This window comes from Chitinophaga rupis, assembly GCF_900109685.1.
Classification (GTDB): Bacteria; Bacteroidota; Bacteroidia; order Chitinophagales; family Chitinophagaceae; genus Chitinophaga; species Chitinophaga rupis.
Genome location: NZ_FOBB01000001.1, coordinates 1495785 through 1514229, shown reverse-complemented (window position 1 = coordinate 1514229; position 18445 = coordinate 1495785). Strand labels below are relative to the sequence as shown.

Genomic DNA, 18445 nt, shown 5'->3' with positions numbered 1-18445 from the left:
AGATGGTTTTTAATTAAGAAATGGTTATAAGTACAGACCGGTCCTTGAGGTGCAAATATATATTATATTCTTAACATGATAACATTCCCCAGCTCTGCCGACATCAATTGATGCCCTTTATCCAGCACCAGTATTTCACCATTAAAAGAACCATCCACCAAACGCCGGCCCAGCACTGCGGGAATAATGCGGTCATATTTTCCGTAGATCAGCAGGGTAGGGATCCTATACTGCGCCAGCAGCTGTTTACAGCGTTTCAGGTCCGGCAGCATACGGCGCATGGCCGTCCATACCTGGTACACCTGCACCCGTTTATCTACCTTATTCATGCTGCTGAAAACAAATTTGTATACACTTTCGTTTACCCCTCCCAGTTGCCGCACAAATGACAGTAGCTTAAAGAACAGGGCCGGGTGATAGGTTACATATTTAAACAGCCGGTTGCCTAACCAGGTACGGGTTACAAACATATGCCAGGGGTTATTTTTAATACCATCCGGCGCCAGTAAGAACAGGTGCTGCAGCTGTGCCGCCATTTGCGGCACCAGGCACAGGGCCAGCCGCCCGCCCATGCTGTAGCCCATTAAAGAGAACACTTCTTTTTGCTGCTGCTGCAATACCAGGGCCACCAACGCTTTAAGATCTGCCGGGGTAAAAGCACGTTGCTCATTCCATTCTGTTTTACCATGCAGCGGCATATCCAGCGCAATAATGGTGAACCGTTCGCCCATAGTAGTGGCCAGCGGTACAAAATGCAGGGCGCTTTCCCCAAAGCCATGCAGGCAAATAAGCAGCTGCGGGCCGTTCCCCGCCTGCACACCGTGAAAACGGCTCTTGCCATATGGTAAATAAAAAGATGACATACTGTTAACCCAACAATTTTAATCAACTTTTGCCATTTGCCCCAAACTAAGTAAATTACGATACACGGGTCTTGAAGTTTGCAGTGTAAGTTCCAGGCATTCAGTTAAATCAGATCATATCCTTGCCATCGCTTTCAGCTATCATACTTCATACCTCTTACTTCATTTTTTCAAATACCTAGTTATGGATACTACAGTTGATAAAAAAACATCCCTCAAAGGGGCCGAATTCCTGGTAAAAGAAAGCACTCCCTATGATGTATTCACACCTGAAGATTTTAATGAGGAGCAACGCATGATCAAAGAAATGGCGGAGCAGTTTGTAGAGAAAGAGGTAACGCCCGTGCTGGACCGTTTGGATAAGCTGGAAGAAGGCCTCATGCCTTCCCTGCTGGATAAAGCCGGTGAGCAGGGCCTGCTGGGCGCCAGCTTCCCGGAAGCATACGGCGGCCTGGGAAAAGATTTTGTAACCGCCACCATCATTAATGAAGCGCTGGGCTCCGGCCACTCCTTTTCCGTAGCCATGGCGGCTCACACGGGCATTGGCTCCCTGCCTATTTTATATTTCGGAACAGAAGCACAGAAACAAAAATATATTCCCAAACTGGCCAGTGGTGAAATGAAAGGCGCTTATGCCCTTACGGAGCCTAACTCCGGTTCCGATGCGCTGAGCGCCAAAACCACCGCCAAACTTTCTGATGATGGCAAATATTATTTACTGAACGGGCAAAAGTGCTGGATCACCAACTCCGGTTTTGCAGATGTATTTACCGTATTTGCTAAAATAGACGGCGATAAGTTCACCGGTTTTATTGTAGATAAGGATACCCCCGGTTTTACCCTGGGTGCAGAAGAGCATAAAATGGGCATTAAAGGCTCCAGCACCCGCCAGATCTATTTCCAGGATGCAAAGGTACCCGCAGAAAATGTGCTGGGCGATATTGGCAAAGGCCACCTCATAGCCTTTAACATCCTGAACATAGGCCGCCTGAAGCTGTGCGCAGCCGCCCTGGGCGCCTGTAAAAAAACCATTACCAACGTAGTGAATTATGCCATCACCCGCGAGCAGTTTAAACAGCCCATTGCCAACTTCGGCGCTATAAAACATAAGCTCGCCGAAATGAGCATCCGCACCTGGATGGCAGAATCGTCCCTGTTCCGCACTGCGCAGCTCATAGAGCAGCAGGAGCAGGAGCTGCTGGCCGCCGGCAAACCCTTTAATGAAGCAGTGCTGGGTGCAGCAGAAGAATATGCAGTGGAATGCGCCATGTTAAAGGTCAATGGCTCTGAAGTACTGGACTATGTGGTGGATGAAGGCGTACAGATCCACGGGGGTAACGGCTTCAGTGATGAATACGTAATTTCAAAAGCTTACCGCGATGCACGCATCAACCGGATTTTTGAAGGCACCAACGAAATTAACCGCCTGCTTACACTGGACATGACACTGAAACGCGCCATGAAAGGTAAGCTGGACCTGATGACGCCCGCCATGAACGTAATGAAGGAGCTGATGAGCATACCGGACTTTGGCAGCGATGATGAAACCCCTTTCAGCAAAGAAAAAAAGCTGATCCTGAGCCTGAAAAAAGCCATTCTGCTGGTAGCCGGCGCAGCCGCTCAGAAGCTGATGGCCAGGCTGGAAACAGAACAGGAGCTGCTGATGAATATTGCCGATATGGCCATTGAAACCTTTACCGCAGAAAGCGGCTTGCTGCGCCTGTTAAAGATGGTAGATACACAGGGCGAAAGCGCTGCTGCCCTGCAGGCCGATATGGTGCGCACCTACCTTACCGATGCTGCCGACCGTATCCACAAATATGGTAAAGATGCTATTAACAGCTTTGCAGAAGGCGATGAGCAACGTATGATGCTGTTAGGCCTGAAACGTTTTACAAAAACAGAACCCTTTAATACCAAAGATGCCCGCCGCAGAATAGCGGATAAGCTGATTGCCGAAAACCGGTATATTTGGTAATGGATAATGTGCTGATGTGCTAATGCGCCGGTGAATGTTAATATGCCAATGAGTGAATGCTTTTGCATTGATTTACCGGCATATTAGCACATTAGCGTATTAGCACATTAAATTTGCACATTATTTTCCGGGGATCATGACTAAACGTTTTTTGCAAAGGCTGCTGGTGATCATTTTGTGCGGGATGCAGCAGCCGGCCATCGCACAGGTTTTACTACACCTGAACCAACCTGTAAGGGAACAGAATAATGTAAGCAGCGCCAGACAATACCTCTCCGGCCGCACCTGTAAAGGCTGCCGGCTCTATCTCAATAACGATAGCATTTACGTATACCCCACCGGCGCTTTTGCCATTAAAAAAGAGCTGGCAGTGGGCAGAACCGCCTTTAACTTAACCGCAGCAGATAGCACCGGTAAAACCTATACGAAACAGGTAGTGTATTATTATCGCCCTTTACCGCCCCCCAGCGCTACGCCCGTTTTCCGCATTGATTACTTTAACATCTCGCCCCAGGGCAACCTGCAGCTGGTAGAAGGTGATACCCTGCGCATTAAAATGAAGGCTTACCCCGGCTGCAAAGCCACCTGGATCAATAACAGGCCGCTACAGGAGCTGCCGGCAAATGAAACGCAGGGCGTGCCCGGCTTTTACGAAGGCATGTACGTAATACAGGATACAGACAGCCTGCTGTTTGGCCGTATTAAGGTAACCCTGCAGGATAGCAATGGCAACAGCACGGTAAAGGAAAGCGGCAATTATTACAGCTTTATGCGTAATGAAGGGCTGTTCACCGGCCGCACTATTGATAACATGACCTACCTCACCACCTCGCCTCATGGCGACCGCCTGGGTCCTGAAAAATTAGGCTACCTGAATGAAGGCGTGCTGCTGCAGATTGCCGGACGCGAAGGGGATTATTATAAGATAAAGCTGGCGCCCCGCCACATAGCCTATATACCGGAGCCACTGCTGGATACAGCCACCCTCGAGGAGCTGTCGCCCATAAGCATTATTAATACAGCCAGGGTTTGGGCCGATGAGAATTACGATTACGTATCCGTGCCCCTGGCAGATAAGCTGCCCTATACCTCCACCCAGGAAGTAGAACCCGGTAAGATCATTGTAGATGTGTATGGCGCTTATGCAGAAGAGGGGCTGCAAACACAGCTCGGTACCACCCGTGAAATTCAGCAGGTGGCCTGGCAGCAGATAGAGCCGGAAGTGTTCCGCATGGTCATTAACCTGCATCATGCCTTTCCATGGGGATACCAGGTCTATTACAGGGGCGATACCCTTCAGGTAAAAGTAAAGCGCACCCCTGCCAGCCTGCAGCTGAAAGACCTTACCATTGGGCTGGATGCCGGCCATGGTGGCAGCAATGTAGGCGCATTGGGTAATATGGGTGTGTATGAAAAAGAGCTGAGCCTTTCCATTTCCCTGTTGGTAAAAGCCGCGCTGGAAAAAGAAGGCGCCACCGTTATTGCCACCCGCACCCGCGATCAGTTTGTGGCCAATGAGGACCGCCTCTCCAACTTCCGCCGTACGGATCCTGACCTGCTGTTAAGCGTGCACCTGAACTCATCCGTAAACCCGGTAGATGTGAAAGGCACTGCCACCTATTATAAACACCCCTTTTGCGAGCCGCTGGCCCGTTTTATTTACAACCGCATGCTGGAAACCGGTTTATCAGGGTTTGGCTGTAACGGTAATTTCAATTTTATTCTCAACAACCCAACTGAATTTCCGGATGCCCTCATAGAAACCCTGTTCCTGAGCTTCCCGGGCGATGAGGCTAAAGTATTAGACCCGGCTTTCCGCCAGCTGATGGCAGATAAGATTGTGCAGGGCGTGAAAGACTACCTGGAAGCGGCCGGTAAATAGCCGCCGCCCCACCTTAAAGGTGGGGCACATCTATTCCTGTCCGATTGCTGTGCAACTGGTACCCTTCCCTCCTAAATCCCCCCTTTTTCCCTACTGACATTGCTGCGCAACTCCTCCCCCCTACATAAAACCCTACATCATTTTACCACGGTTTTCAATCAACCTTTTTCCATGTCTTTTCCATGTGTTTCTCATGTCTTTCTCATGTGTTTCCCTACCAGATCCCATGTTTTTCCCTGGTCCATCCCTGGTGAAGTCCATGTCAAGGCTCAAACTACCCTGCTGAGCCATCTCCCTTATTACCCTTATAATCTACGGTTATAACCTATAACCTTTTATTATAGCCTATCTTCCGCCCAATAGTCCACCAATGAAGTAGATTATATCTATATTTGCCAATCCTTTCATAGCTTTAGCGGTGAAATAAAAAGACGTATGGCAGATCAGATCCAAGAATTTAACGACTACAGGGCTAAAATGAATGAAGTGATCCTGGACAAGCAGAACAAGGTTATTAACCGCCTGTTTAACCTGGATACCAATACCTATGCAGAAGGGGCGCTGAGCACCAAAGTAAAGGAAATGCTGGGCCTTGTATCGTCTATGGTGCTGCGTTGCGACGATTGTATCAAATACCATTTGGGTAAATGCCATGAACAGGGGATCACAACAGAAGAAATGTATGAGATCTTTGCTGTAGCCAACATAGTAGGCGGCACTATTGTAATACCGCATACCCGCCGTGCGGCAGAATACTGGGATCTTTTAATGAATAATTAAGCATTAATAATTAACAGGTGCTTCAGGAATGCAGTACTTAAATAATTATTAGCCGTGCCAAACGAAGTACTTTATTATTAATTATTAACTATTCATTATTAATTAACTTTGCAGACTTTTAATATATAAACGGATGTCAACAACAACTATAGCTCCGCAGGCGCTGACCGCCAAGGATTTTGCAACGGACCAGGAAGTACGCTGGTGTCCGGGCTGCGGAGACTACTCCATATTAAAACAGGTACAAACCATTATGCCGGGGCTGAATATTCCCCGCGAAAATATAGTGATCATTTCCGGTATCGGTTGCTCTTCCCGCTTCCCGTATTATATGAACACGTACGGCATGCACTCTATTCACGGCCGTGCCACGGCAATAGCCTCCGGCTTAAAAGCCAGCCGCCCGGAACTGAGCATATGGGTTGTAACCGGTGATGGCGATGGCCTGTCCATAGGTGGTAACCACACCATTCACCTGCTGCGCCGCAATTTTGACCTGAATATCATGTTGTTTAACAACCAGATATACGGGCTTACCAAAGGCCAGTACTCCCCTACTTCCGAGGAGAACAAGATCACCAAGTCCACCCCCATGGGTAGTATAGATCATCCGTTCAATCCTCTGGCCCTGGCCCTGGGTGCGGATGCTACTTTTATAGCCCGCAGCATGGACCGTGATCCCAAGCACCTGCAGGAAATGCTGAAACGCAGCCATGCCCATAAAGGCGCCTCCTTTCTGGAAATATACCAGAACTGTAACATCTTTAACGATGGCGCTTTTGAAATATTTACAGAAAAAGGTACACGCCCCACAGAAACCGTGATGCTGGAACAAGGTCAGCCCCTGATCTTTGGCGCGCAGAAAGATAAAGGCATCCGCCTGGATGGTTTAAAACCTGTGGTAGTAACCCTGGGTGAGCAATACAGCGCCAGCGACCTGTGGATCCACGACGAAAAGGATTTTTATAAGGCACAGCTTTTAACCCGCATCTTCGATGATCCCCGGATTGAAGGCCACCTGCCCCGCCCCTTCGGCGTGTTTTACCAAACCAGTCGTCCTACCTATGAAGAAGGGATGGCCCGCCAGATCGAAGACGCTATTGCCAAAAGAGGCCCCGGCGACCTGGATAAGCTGCTGGCCGGTAATGAAACCTGGACGATCAGGTAAATGTGCTCGTGAGTTTGATATTTGACGATAATGATATAAAAAGAATGTCCGGATCAATGATCCGGACATTTCATTTATGGTAAGCAGTTATGCTGGCACATTAATTTACCATCCCGGGTTCTGCCCCAGCTTGGGGTTCATTAACCGGTCTGCCTCCGGGATGGGATACAGGTAGTACTTATCATTCCATTTCCGGGAAATATTATTCAGCCAGTTAAGCTCTCCATACGTATCGTGCGAAAGCCGCTGCGGGTTTACCCCACCGTTAATAGTGGCCGCCACATTTACATAGGTAACGCCCGGCAGCTGGGTGGCCGGCTTCTGCTGGTAAAACACCACATCATTCACGCCATCCCCGTTCAGGTCCATAGGCGTATCCAGGGCAGGCACATAAAAGCCGTTCCATACCTGGTCCATCAGCTCACCGCGTTTCCAGCGTACAATATCATAAAAGCGGAAACCTTCCAGCGCCAGCTCAATACCTCTTTCACGGCGTATTTCCAGCAGCGCAGGGTCTGTAATGCCGGGGAAATAAGTTGTTTTCAGGTAATCGTCTGCTACCACCGGCTTAGCCGTTAAGCCGCCGGTAATACCGGCCCTGGCGCGCAGCGCACCTACGGTCATACCCCAGTCAGCATCTGTAAAAGCGCCCAGCTCCGCCTTTGCCTCTGCATAGTTCAGCAATACTTCTGCATAACGTATAATGGATATGGAGTTATCATTACGGCTGCCGCCATCATAGTACGTATCATCCAGGCACCATTTAATAGGCTGGTAACCGGTATAGGTATACGAAAATACCGGCGGCGCCGCTTGTGGCACACCACCATTTACCCTTTTATAGCTGCCCATGCGGATGGTTTGCTGCAAACGCAGATCGCGGCCTTTTACTTCCTCCACAAAAGGCAGGGTAGCATAACCGGCTTTGGAGGTAAAGGGTGTACCGTCAATATTCAGGTAAGTATTAATGAATGTGCGGGTAAAGCTTACGCGGGAGCCATAGGTAGCGCTGGTCCACCACCAGTTGCCATCATTGTACACGCTCAGGTTAGGGTCGCATAAGGCGGCCAGCATAATTTCAGCGCTCACCGGCGCTTTGCTGATGAACAGCTGCCGGTAAGATTGTGCGGTGCCGTTAGCCGTGCTCAGTGTATACCCGGCTTCGTCCATCACAGTTTTAGCAGCATTCATAGCTTCCGTAAGCCAGCGGTCTGCCGTGTTCTGCAAGCCATACTCCGTATGGTATTTGCGGAAAGTGCCTTCAAACAAGCATACTCTTGATTTAAAGGCATAAGCCACATACCTGGTGATCAGGCTGCGTGATTTATCGTCAGTAGCGGTGATGCTGGCGCAGGCAGAGTCAATATCAGCCAGTACGGAATCCATTACCAGCGTGCGGCTATCCCTTCCCTTAAACAGGTCCGGATCGTTAATGGTCATGGTTTTGTTGATCCAGGGCACATCGCCAAAGCGTTTTATCTTATCAAAATAAAACCAGGCGCGGAAGAACTTTGCCAGCCCTATATAATTACGTATAACCTTGGGCGATATCTTGGGGTTATTACAGTTCTCCAGGAAAAAGTTAATGTTACGCAGTGCCGTCCAGTCCCAGCCGGAGCTTTGGCGGGGGCCATAAGCGCCGTCCCTTAAAAAGTCAGGCACCTGGGTGCGGGCCGCATAATCAGCCATCGCATCGCCCTGGTGTATATTATTGGCCGTAGGCAGTATTTCGTAAAAGGAGTTGGCATAGGTTTCCATTCCTTTTTCACTGCCAAAAATGGCGGCTTTGGTGGCAGTATCTTCAGGCACCTGGTCAAGCTTTTTACTGCAGGCAGTAAAGAGCGTAACGGAAAGGAGTAAGATCCATACATGTTTTATACACATAGCTATTGCTGCATTTTAAATTTTACAAATAAGGATTACAGGGTTACGGATAAACCAAAGGTGATGCTCTTTAATATCGGGTAGTTGTTACCGTTACCATTTTTACCTTCGGTCAGCACACGGTCTGAGCCCAGTATGCTTTCCGGATCAATGTCTTTGGTAACGCGGTACAGCGGCGACCATGACCACAGGTTCTCGCCGGATACATACACCCTTGCATTGCTGATACGGATCCTGCTCAGTAATGTTTGCGGCAGGTTATAACCCAGCTGAATATTTTTCATGCGGATATAAGCCACGTTCTGCAGGTATTTGGTTTGCGCCACCTGCAGCTCCCCGTTGCCGCTTTGGGCGGAATAACCCTTATATCTTGGGAAATAAGTGTTGGGATTTTCTGCAGACCAGATGTTGCCTAGCTGCGATTTAGGAATATCATTATAAGGCCGGTTGTACTGGCCCCAGAAAACATCCGCCTCTGCGCCCGGCCACCAGTCCTGCTTTCCAACACCCTGGAAGAAAGTGGAAAAGAAAAAGTTGTTCCAGTCCGCATCCAGGTTAATACCATAGGTATAGCGCGGTGTAAAATTACCTATCACCACCCGGTCGCCGGGTTTATCTACCGTATTATCACCATCGTTGATCACGCCATCTCCATTCACATCCCGGAACTTAATATCGCCCGGTAGCAGCTTGCCGCTGGTAGATGCTTTGATCAGCGTTTGTGCGGGTGATTTTGCAATATCTTCCGCTGAGGTAAAGAAACCGTCTGTAACATAGCCCCAGATCTCTCCTACCTTTTGCCCGGCATAATAATCAGTCAGCTTTCTTTGCGGGTTGTTATACTTGGTGATGTCTGACTGGTAATCGGCCAGCACCACCCGCACACCGTAATGGAACGGTTTGCCGGATGCGTTGAAGTGATCACGCCAGGCAAGGGATACCTCCCAGCCTTTGGTTTTCAGGTCCGCATAGTTGCCTTTAGGCACATCCGTACCAAAAACTGCGGGCAGGGTCATACCTACGGTAAACATATCCGTTGTTTTACGGATGTAACCATCCGCCGTCAGCTGCAGGCGGTCTGAGAGTAATGACATATCCAGCCCCAGGTTCTGCGTGGTAGAGGTTTCCCAGGTAAGGCCGTCTGGTATAACACCCGGCTGGCTTGTTTTCTGGGGCCTTACGCCGTTCAGTATAAGACCTGATTGTGCAATGTTGAATTTCTCCTGGAAGGCATAGGAGCCAATGTTACCATTGCCCAGCGAGCCATAGGAACCTCTTATCTTCAGGTCTGATATAATTTCTTTCGGCACCTTCCAGAAAGATTCACCGGATACACGCCAGCCGGCAGATACGGAGGGGAAGAAGGCATACCTTTCATGGGCCGGGAATTTGGAAGACCCATCATAACGGCCATTCACCTCCAGCAGGTACTTATCTTTATATACATAGTTCAGGCGGTAAAAACCACCCAGTATATTCCATTTTTCCCAACCGCCGCTGGTGGTCAGCGACTGGCCCAGCGCCAGGTTAATATCCTGCGCATCATCATAGATCAGTCCATTACGGGCAGTGATCAGCCTTTTGTAGGTAGACTGCTCATAGTTATAACCCAGCATGGCCTTAAAGTAATGGCCGCCATAAAAATGGGTTTCATACTCGCCGTAAATATTAGTGGCCAGGTAATCTGTCTGGCGGTAAGTATTCTGTATATCATTGGTGTTGGTGCCTACATACTCAATTACGCCCGGTATGCGGCTGTAAGGCACAGGAACGCGTAACTGCTTCGCTGTACTGTCTGTGTTCTGAAAGGTAAAGTCGCCTTTTATACGCAGCTTATTCTTCAGCACTTCGGCCGTGAAGCCGGTAGTATTGCGCAGCACACGTTTGGTCATATCAATACCATTCTTTCCGTAATAAAAATCGCCCACCGTATAGGCGGCGGAGTAGGAAAGCGTACCATCAGGGTTCAGCAACGGCGCCATAGCATGCCCTTCATCGGCCAGGTTACGCCATATGCTACCGCCTTCACCTACGTTCAGCGGGTTATGGTAGTTCATGGAAGAATAGCTGGTGTTGTTCTCTATCCGCAGCCAGGGATACAGCTGTATGGAGCCTTTGCCACGGAAGGTGTACATCTTGTAATCATCAGAGTTGTAGCGGAACAAACCATCCTGAGAAAAGTAACGGCCCGTTACATAATAGCTGGCTTTACCGCTGCTGCCGGAAAGGGCAAGGTTATGCTCTGTAGCGCTGTTATGATCCTTATACAGCTCCTTATACCAGTCCGTGCTCGCATAATACACGTACTCTCCGTTAGGCCCTACCTCAACCTTAGGCAGGTTAGGGTTCTGTGACCTGCGCTCAAATTCAGCCAGGTATTCCGGTGAGAACTTTACTGTTTTATTTACGTTCTGTGGGGTTTGGGAATAGTCGTTCCAGGCCGTCCACGCTTCATTGAACATCTTTGCGTAGGTATAGCCGTCTGTTACTACATCCGGCACCGTAGTAGGGCTTTTAATAGCATGGTTCACGGAATAGGTAATGCTGGTTTTGCCTTTGGTGGGCTGCTTAGTGGTAATAAGCACCACGCCAAATGCGCCGCGGGCGCCGTAAATAGCGGCCGAGGAAGCATCTTTCAACACCGTAATGGTAGCAATATCATTGGGGTTTATCAGGCTGGGATCACCTTCTACTCCATCCACCAATACCAGCGCATTACCGCCCTGGCCTATGGAGGTGGTACCCCTGATGTTAAAGGTGGGCGCCTGAATAGGCTTACCATCACCCATTATCAGGTTAAGGTTGGGTACTACGCCCTGCAAACCCTGGCCCAGGCTGGAAATGGAGCGGTTCTCCAATACTTCCGGCCCTACCTGGTCTACCGCGCCGGTAAGGTTAGCCTTACGTTGCGTACCATAACCTACTATAATCACTTCGTCCAGTGATTTATTGTCCTGCCGCAGCTTTACTGCCAGGGAAATATGCCCGTCGGCCTTTACGGTATAACCGCTCATTTCCTTTGCCTCAAAACCCACGCTGGAAAACTTAAACGTGTAAGGTCCGCCTTCCGGCAGCTTCGCAAACTGGAACACGCCGCTTTCATCTGTAAAAGTGCCGGTAGTGTAGCCGGTAGCAGTATTTATTGCGCCTACTGTTACGCCAAACAGGCCATTGCCGGTGCTGTCCTGCACCACGCCTTTAACTACCGGCTGTACCAGGGATTGTGCAAAGCTTTTGGCTGTAACGGTTAGCAGCCCAAGCAGGATGCACATGCATACATGTGCTTTAAAAAAGTGCATACGGGTACCATTTAATACCATAAATTGAATTTTTGATATTATCAATTGAGTAACAAGTGTTGTAAATAATGCAGATCGCTAACGGATCATTTCTTAGCCGGTAATAGCGTGTAACCGGTGCTGTCCTCTTTTAACTGTAAACTGTTCAAAGTACAGATAGTGTTTAATATAGACGATAACGGCGCCGTAGCGGTGAACTCCCCGCTGAAATAATAGGCACGGATCACTTTTTCCTTATAATGAATAGTTGTGTTAAACCTTAACGCTAATGTTTCCAGTACTACCGGCAGTGGCTGGTTCTCAAATACCAGCGCATCACTTTGCACAGGTATATAGGTTTTAGCAGGAGCGGCTGGTTGCAGCTTTTCCGGCTGGCTGCCTTTGAAAGCCCGCACCGTCCAGCTTCCCTGCTGGTAATGCAGCTCATTGCCCGGCAGCAGCTCTGTTGTATTTTTACTGCTGCCTGCTGTTACCCGTATTTTTCCATTGAACAATTGAATGTTCATATCACCACTTTTATCAATCGCATTTACCTTAAAGCGTGTGCCCAATACCGTTATATCCAGCGCGCCGGCATTTACCTGGAAGGGGTGGGCCTCGTCTTTAGATACATCAAACAGCGCGCTGCCCTGCAGCCATATGGTACGGTTGTTTCTGAAGTTTTGCGGATAACGGATAGCGCTTTGCGCATCCAGCACCACCAGCGATCCATCCGGCATGCGCACCTGCTTTACATCATTGGCAGGGTTGCTGATCAGGATCATATTATTATTGGCTGCTGCCAGGCCGGCCGCCTGCTGCTTATTCACGGCATTATGCTGCCACCATAAGGAGGCGGATACAGATACCACTACGCATAACATAGCTGCCGCAGCCAGCTTTGCATAGCTGATCCGTTTTACTTTTGCCGATGTATGAATAGCCTGCATTACCTGCTGCTTCATGCTGGCAGAGCGGGCAGGCAGCATGGTTTCAGTGCTTTCAAAACGAAGCCATTCCGCTTCATTCAGCCAACGATCCAGCTCTTCCGGGTGCGCGCTTAAATAGTCCGCCACCAGGACCCCTTCCTCCTCTGTACATTCATTTCTTAAAAAACGTATTATTAACTGCGGATCTAAGCTCATGCGGTAAACGTAACTCCTTTCGCATGTAAATACGATGAACAGGCAGGGCACTACCTACTGTTAACATTAAATTAAAATAGCCATTGCAGCAGCTGCCTTACGGCATGGCTGATCTGGTGCTCAACGGTTCTGGGAGAGATGTTCAAATGATGGGCTATTTCCTTGTGGGTAAAGCCTTCCAGGCGATTCATGCGGAAAATAGTGCGGCGGGCGGGGGGTAATTTATTTATTGCAGCATGCAATCTTTCCATCACTTCTTTTTCTTCGTATAGGGATGGTGTGGCCACAGTGGTTTCCAGCGCTTCGCTCAGCGCATCCATTCTTTTATTGGCTACCGCCTCTGTTCTCAGCTTATCAATTAAAGTAGTGCGGGCAATGCGGAACAGCTGTACAGGCAATGCTACAGCGAGGTTCAGGCCATGGCGGTTGTTCCAGAGCTTAATAAAGGTCAGCTGCACCAGCTCCTCAGCCAGGAAGTCAGAGCCGGTCTTTTTCCTGAAAAAGAAAAAGAGATTGGCATGATGCTCATCAAAAAAGTTTCCGAATGCGGCTTCATCACCCTGCCTGATCCGGTCCAGCAACTCCATCGTTTGGTAAGTGTTTGAGAAATGAGATATGAAACCAAAGGGCAAAATTAAAATATGAAAAAGTGCGGCAGGGTTATCTTTATGTGAAGTAATTATCAATGTGCTGATGTTTGCTGCTTTGGAGAACTTGAATTTTTTATAATAAAAAATGTCCGGACCAAAATCCAGACATCCTGTTTCATTTATAATTGACTAACTATATCATCAAACATTAAACAACAAAAACCAGCACATCAGCTCATTTCTAATGCCCGCCCAATCCCCCTACATCAAACAGCACCTTATACAACAGCACCACCCCAAACAGCACCATGCTGGCCCCGGCTATTCTATTCAGCCATACTACGTTATTCATGGTAAGCTTATGACGGATCTTATTACTTACAAATACCTTTAAAATATCAGCTGACAATACAAACACCAAACACAGGCTGAACATGATCAGCCTGTGGCTTACCGTAGTAGCGCTGTTAGCCACGCATACGCCTAACCAGAAAATGATCACACCAGGGTTCAGGGTATTCATCAGGAAACCCGCCAGCCAGATCTTCAGGTAATCATGCGTGCGGAACATTTCCGGTTTTTCTTCCCCGGTGCTGATCCTTATTTTTTTGAAGAACAGCCCGTACAGTCCCATGCCCACCAGCATAATACCGCCTACTACGCCAATAGTGCGCTTATAATCTTCCAGGCCTTCAATAAAAGCGGTGCCCAGGTTGCCGATAAGCACAAACAGTATATCGCTGAAGCTCACGCCCAGCACAAAGCTGATACCTGCCTTAAACCCGTTATTGATGCTATACTTAATGATGGCAAATATTACCGGCCCCACCGATAATGATAGAAAAACGCCCAGTCCTAATCCTGCTACGATTGCTGCTATCATGTAATAAAAAAAGGGTAACTGAATCGCTAAAGTTACCCATCTTTTTTAAAATGTTAAATGGAGCCCGGAGTGGCCGGGCCCCATTATAATAAGTTTACTTTCCGTTAGCTACTGCTTTTGTTTCCAAAAAGCTTTGCCAATCTTTTGCCTTTTCTCCCTTCAGCACTCTTGGGAATTTGTTCATAGCTCCTTCCTTGCCCTTGCAGCGCAGGTAATCAATGAACACCTCGTTCGGCAGCACCTCTACAAAGATCTCTTTTAAGGCAGCGGTTCTTTCCACGGCGTAGTCATCATTTACTTCGCTCAGTGTTTGGTCAATGATCTCACGCACCTTGTTGCTATCCACATTCACATCATCCGTACCTATATACCAGCGGTGTGCAAACAGGTTCTGGTACGGGAAGCCTGCAATAGTAAATTCCTTTACCGTAATGCCCAGCTTCTTTTGCACCATATCAATAGCCTTGTTCATGTTATCAATGCTCATATGCTCACCGCACAGGCTCAGGAACTGTTTGGTACGCCCTACGATCACGATCTCATGCTCCTTTACAGAGGTGAATTTTACCACATCCCCAATCAGGTAACGCCAGGCGCCGGCACAGGTGCTCAGCATTACGGCATACTCCACATCCTCCACCACTTCGTGGATCATGTAGGATTTAGGGTTGGGTTTTACTTCCCCGTCTGCATCAAAATTCTCCTCGTTAAACGGAATAAATTCAAAGAAAATGCCTGCATTCAGCACCAGCTTAATGCCTTTGGTACCGGGCCGGGCCTGGAAACCAAAGGAGCCTTCGGACGCCATATACGTTTCAATGAACGTAATAGGCTTACCCAGCAGCTTCTGGAAACTATCGCGGTAAGGCTCAAAAGATACGCCACCGTGTATGTAAATGGCCAGGTTAGGCCATATTTCATGAATATTTTTTACGCCGTGGTACTTAATAATTTCCTCCAGCACAATTTGCACCCAGGCAGGTACGCCACATACGGTACCTACATCCCACTGCCGCGCTTTGCGCACAATGAGCTTAATACGCTGCTCCCAGTTGGGCTTTTTGGAGATACGGCCCCCCGGCTTGTAAAAGCGGCGGAACCAGCGGGGAATGTTCTTGGCCTGTATACCGCTCATGTCCCCCTCGTAATAGTCGCCCTTTTCGTACAGGGAGGTGGTGCCCCCCAGCATCAGGATGCCTTTTTCAAAGGAGCGGGGCGGTATATCAAAATTAGCCATGGAGTATAGCTGCTTCACCCCTACTTTTTTCACGGTGCGCAGCATGTCGCGGGTAACCGGTATATGCTTGCTGGCAGATTCGGAAGTACCGGAGCTGAGGGCAAAGTATTTCACCTTTTCCGGCCAGCTCACATTATCTTCCCCTTCCAGGGCCTTATACCACCACTCCGCGTTCATTTTGTTGTAGTTATGTACCGGTACGCGGGTCTTGTACTGTGCCATAAAGTTCGGGCTATCCAAGATCTCCTGAAACTTATAATGGCGGCCAAACTGTGTATTCTTTGCCTTTTCCAGCAACCTATGCAGTACCTGAAGCTGGTATTGGCGGGGAGTCCCTAACTTAACTGTGAACTTTTTACGGATACGCAGTGACCTGGATATGAGATTACCGATGATGGCCATTAATTTTCCTTCACATTATTTGAAATGCAAAAATACGGTAATTAGTTATAAGTGGTGAGTAGGTGTAAATTCCTACCTTTGCGGCATGTTAAAAGCCACTTTACTCAAAGCTACAGAAGCCGGGGCAAAAATATTACAGGAATATTTCAACGGCACGTTTCAAATAGACAGCAAAAGTACGGCTAACGACCTGGTAACAGAGGCCGACAAAAAAGCAGAAACCGCTATTTTCAGCGTGATCCGCGAAACTTACCCGGACCATTACATTCTGAGTGAGGAAGCCGGGGAGCTGAGCACCGCCTCCAATATTAAATGGATCATAGACCCGCTGGATGGTACGGTGAACTTTGCACACGGCATTCCCCTGTGCTGCGTATCCATAGGTATAGAGCAGGATGGGAAAATGATCATGGGCGCAGTGTATAACCCTTTCATGAACGAATTTTATTTTGCAGAAAAAGGACAGGGCGCTACCCTGAACAATAAGCCCATACAGGTATCTGCCAAAACCGACCTGGCCAAAGCCTGCCTGGTAACCGGCTTCCCCTATACCTGGGAAGAGGAGGATAATGATCCCGTAACCGTATTTGGCCGCTTTATTAAACAAGGGCTGCCCTTACGCCGCCTGGGCTCTGCCGCCATAGACCTTTGCTGGGTAGCCGCCGGCCGCTTTGACGGGTTTTATGAGCACAAGCTGAATGCCTGGGATTCCGCCGCCGGGTTTATTATTGTGGAAGAAGCAGGCGGTAAGGTAACCGACTTTAAGGGAAATTATTTCTCTCCCCACCAAAAGAAGATCATTGCCAGCAATGGTAAAATACATGAGCAATTACTCCAGGCAGTAGCCGGATTTTAGATTTCAGATTTACGATTTTAGATTTGGAAGGCATTTTCTGATATAAATTCATCTTCTTTATGGATCAACAGGTTATGTTAGTCCGTACCAAAAATTTTGCAATTACTGTAGGTAAGTTATTAATCTGTCTGCCATACAGCGTTGTAAATAAAGCTTATACACAGCAAACTGTCAGATGTTCCAGTTCCGTTGGGGCCAATTACAGAGCCGCCTGCAGAGGAAAATCTACAGCTGATTTTATAAACAAATTGAAAATAGTAGAAGAAGAGTTAGATGAAACACTCTACTTTCTTGAACTACTGCAGGAATTTAATAAAGACTTTACTGATACTATAAGAGAGTGCTACCGGGAAGGAAATGAATTGCTGTCTATAATAGTTGCCACTATTAATACCTGCAAAAAGAAGCAGCTTTCCCAGGCAAATCTAAAATCGTAAATCTAAAATCGTAAATCAGAATGAGTGAAGAACGCACAGAGATCAGCTCCCTGGGGGAGTTTGGCCTGATAGAATTTTTAACCCGTAACATTGAGATCCAACAGGCCAGCACCGTATTAGGTGTGGGCGATGATGCCGCCGTGATCGATCACTTTGGCAAACAAACCGTTATCAGCACCGATATGCTGGTAGAAGGCATTCACTTTGACCTGGCTTATACCCCCCTGAAACACCTGGGCTACAAATCCGTAGTGGTGAACCTGTCAGACATTTATGCTATGAATGCCACCCCTACCCATATTACAGTGAGCATTGCATTCAGCAACCGCTTTTCAGTAGAGGCCTTAAATGAGTTCTATGACGGCGTATATGCTGCCTGTGAAAAATATGGCGTAGACCTCATTGGTGGGGATACCTCCTCCTCCCAGAAAGGTTTTGTGATCAGCGTAACTGCGCTGGGTGAAGTAACGCCCGACCAGTTCGTAAAACGCTCTACCGCCCAAAAGGGCGATCTGCTCTGCGTTTCCGGCGACCTGGGCGCTGCTTACCTGGGCTTAACCCTGCTGGAACGGGAAAAAAGGATCTACCAGGAAAATCCGCAGCTGCAGCCTGACCTGGAAAACCAGACCTACATTATAGGCCGGCAGCTGAAACCGGAAGCCCGTAAGGATATTGTGGAATACCTGGAAGAGCAGGGCGTAAAACCCACTGCCATGATGGATATCAGTGATGGCCTTAGCTCAGAGACGCTGCACATTTGCAAGCAAAGTAACCTGGGCTGTGTGCTGTATGAAGAAAAGATCCCCATTGAAGATCAAACCAAACAACAGGCCCTCAAATTTGGCTTAGACCCTACGGCCTGCGCACTAAGCGGCGGGGAAGACTATGAGCTGCTGTTCACCATTAAACAGGAGGACTATGATAAGCTGGTGCTGTCAGAACAGATCAGCGTTATCGGCTACATGACAGATATTAGTGAAGGCGCGCATATTATTACCAAAGGCGGTAATAAGTTTAAGCTGGTAGCCCAGGGCTGGAACGCGTTTGAGCAATAATTACAAA

General features: G+C 48.3%; 14 protein-coding genes. 7 read left to right on the top strand and 7 right to left on the bottom strand.

Annotation, left to right across the window (positions count from 1 at the left end):
- Window positions 1–62: 62 nt before the first annotated feature.
- On the bottom strand, window positions 63–863 hold the full coding sequence (locus BMZ54_RS06115) for an alpha/beta fold hydrolase (RefSeq protein WP_089907477.1): 801 nt from the start codon (window positions 861–863) through the stop codon (window positions 63–65).
- Window positions 864–1047: 184 nt separating this feature from the next.
- Between BMZ54_RS06115 and BMZ54_RS06110 the strand changes: the two genes are divergently transcribed.
- The 4 genes from BMZ54_RS06110 to BMZ54_RS06095 all read left to right on the top strand — a co-directional run bounded on the left by BMZ54_RS06110 (window position 1048) and on the right by BMZ54_RS06095 (window position 6671).
- A complete protein-coding gene (locus BMZ54_RS06110) occupies window positions 1048–2841 on the top strand; it encodes an acyl-CoA dehydrogenase family protein (protein ID WP_089907475.1) in 1794 nt (597 codons plus the stop codon).
- 136 nt (window positions 2842–2977) lie between these two features.
- Window positions 2978–4723 carry an N-acetylmuramoyl-L-alanine amidase family protein gene (locus BMZ54_RS06105; RefSeq protein ID WP_089907473.1) on the top strand — a complete coding sequence of 582 codons (1746 nt, stop codon included), beginning with the start codon at window positions 2978–2980 and terminating at the stop codon, window positions 4721–4723.
- Between the two features lie 435 nt (window positions 4724–5158).
- Window positions 5159–5503 (top strand): carboxymuconolactone decarboxylase family protein, encoded by a 345-nt coding sequence (locus BMZ54_RS06100; protein ID WP_089907471.1) that lies wholly within the window; start codon window positions 5159–5161, stop codon window positions 5501–5503.
- A gap of 133 nt (window positions 5504–5636) precedes the next feature.
- A complete protein-coding gene (locus tag BMZ54_RS06095) occupies window positions 5637–6671 on the top strand; it encodes a 2-oxoacid:ferredoxin oxidoreductase subunit beta (protein WP_089907469.1) in 1035 nt (344 codons plus the stop codon).
- A gap of 105 nt (window positions 6672–6776) precedes the next feature.
- Here BMZ54_RS06095 and BMZ54_RS06090 read toward each other — a convergent pair whose 3' ends face one another.
- From BMZ54_RS06090 to BMZ54_RS06065, 6 genes are all read right to left on the bottom strand, one after another.
- On the bottom strand, window positions 6777–8555 hold the full coding sequence (locus BMZ54_RS06090) for a RagB/SusD family nutrient uptake outer membrane protein (protein ID WP_089907467.1): 1779 nt from the start codon (window positions 8553–8555) through the stop codon (window positions 6777–6779).
- A gap of 35 nt (window positions 8556–8590) precedes the next feature.
- The gene (locus BMZ54_RS06085; RefSeq protein WP_202909144.1) at window positions 8591–11854 is read right to left on the bottom strand and encodes a SusC/RagA family TonB-linked outer membrane protein; all 3264 of its coding nucleotides are present in this window, start codon (window positions 11852–11854) and stop codon (window positions 8591–8593) included.
- Between the two features lie 86 nt (window positions 11855–11940).
- Window positions 11941–12978 (bottom strand): FecR family protein, encoded by a 1038-nt coding sequence (locus BMZ54_RS06080; protein ID WP_089907462.1) that lies wholly within the window; start codon window positions 12976–12978, stop codon window positions 11941–11943.
- Between the two features lie 71 nt (window positions 12979–13049).
- Entirely contained in the window at window positions 13050–13565 is a 516-nt protein-coding gene (locus BMZ54_RS06075; protein ID WP_089907459.1) for an RNA polymerase sigma factor, read from the bottom strand.
- A gap of 244 nt (window positions 13566–13809) precedes the next feature.
- On the bottom strand, window positions 13810–14451 hold the full coding sequence (locus tag BMZ54_RS06070; RefSeq protein ID WP_089907457.1) for a LysE family translocator: 642 nt from the start codon (window positions 14449–14451) through the stop codon (window positions 13810–13812).
- A 94-nt stretch (window positions 14452–14545) separates the two neighbouring features.
- Window positions 14546–16090: a GH3 family acyl-acid amido synthetase gene (locus tag BMZ54_RS06065; protein ID WP_089907455.1), complete on the bottom strand. Its 1545-nt coding sequence runs from the start codon at window positions 16088–16090 to the stop codon at window positions 14546–14548.
- 85 nt (window positions 16091–16175) lie between these two features.
- Here BMZ54_RS06065 and BMZ54_RS06060 point away from each other — a divergent pair, with 85 nt between their 5' ends.
- Genes BMZ54_RS06060 through thiL form a run of 3 tightly spaced genes read left to right on the top strand, consistent with a single transcriptional unit; the run spans window position 16176 to window position 18438 of the window.
- Window positions 16176–16946 (top strand): inositol monophosphatase family protein, encoded by a 771-nt coding sequence (locus BMZ54_RS06060; protein WP_089907453.1) that lies wholly within the window; start codon window positions 16176–16178, stop codon window positions 16944–16946.
- A 59-nt stretch (window positions 16947–17005) separates the two neighbouring features.
- Window positions 17006–17383 (top strand): four helix bundle protein, encoded by a 378-nt coding sequence (locus BMZ54_RS06055; protein WP_089907451.1) that lies wholly within the window; start codon window positions 17006–17008, stop codon window positions 17381–17383.
- Window positions 17384–17403: 20 nt separating this feature from the next.
- Complete coding sequence (gene thiL, locus BMZ54_RS06050) at window positions 17404–18438, top strand: thiamine-phosphate kinase (RefSeq protein WP_089907449.1); 1035 nt, start codon at window positions 17404–17406, stop codon at window positions 18436–18438.
- The last annotated feature ends 7 nt before the right edge of the window (window positions 18439–18445 follow it).

What these genes read in the sequence shown, in the direction of transcription:
- BMZ54_RS06115 (WP_089907477.1), bottom strand. Translation starts at nt 863, where the DNA reads ATGTCATCTTTTTATTTACCATATGGCAAGAGCCGTTTTCACGGTGTG.
- BMZ54_RS06110 (WP_089907475.1), top strand. Translation starts at nt 1,048, where the DNA reads ATGGATACTACAGTTGATAAAAAAACATCCCTCAAAGGGGCCGAATTC.
- BMZ54_RS06105 (WP_089907473.1), top strand. Translation starts at nt 2,978, where the DNA reads ATGACTAAACGTTTTTTGCAAAGGCTGCTGGTGATCATTTTGTGCGGG.
- BMZ54_RS06100 (WP_089907471.1), top strand. Translation starts at nt 5,159, where the DNA reads ATGGCAGATCAGATCCAAGAATTTAACGACTACAGGGCTAAAATGAAT.
- BMZ54_RS06095 (WP_089907469.1), top strand. Translation starts at nt 5,637, where the DNA reads ATGTCAACAACAACTATAGCTCCGCAGGCGCTGACCGCCAAGGATTTT.
- BMZ54_RS06090 (WP_089907467.1), bottom strand. Translation starts at nt 8,555, where the DNA reads ATGTGTATAAAACATGTATGGATCTTACTCCTTTCCGTTACGCTCTTT.
- BMZ54_RS06085 (WP_202909144.1), bottom strand. Translation starts at nt 11,854, where the DNA reads ATGCACTTTTTTAAAGCACATGTATGCATGTGCATCCTGCTTGGGCTG.
- BMZ54_RS06080 (WP_089907462.1), bottom strand. Translation starts at nt 12,978, where the DNA reads ATGAGCTTAGATCCGCAGTTAATAATACGTTTTTTAAGAAATGAATGT.
- BMZ54_RS06075 (WP_089907459.1), bottom strand. Translation starts at nt 13,565, where the DNA reads ATGGAGTTGCTGGACCGGATCAGGCAGGGTGATGAAGCCGCATTCGGA.
- BMZ54_RS06070 (WP_089907457.1), bottom strand. Translation starts at nt 14,451, where the DNA reads ATGATAGCAGCAATCGTAGCAGGATTAGGACTGGGCGTTTTTCTATCA.
- BMZ54_RS06065 (WP_089907455.1), bottom strand. Translation starts at nt 16,090, where the DNA reads ATGGCCATCATCGGTAATCTCATATCCAGGTCACTGCGTATCCGTAAA.
- BMZ54_RS06060 (WP_089907453.1), top strand. Translation starts at nt 16,176, where the DNA reads ATGTTAAAAGCCACTTTACTCAAAGCTACAGAAGCCGGGGCAAAAATA.
- BMZ54_RS06055 (WP_089907451.1), top strand. Translation starts at nt 17,006, where the DNA reads ATGGATCAACAGGTTATGTTAGTCCGTACCAAAAATTTTGCAATTACT.
- thiL (WP_089907449.1), top strand. Translation starts at nt 17,404, where the DNA reads ATGAGTGAAGAACGCACAGAGATCAGCTCCCTGGGGGAGTTTGGCCTG.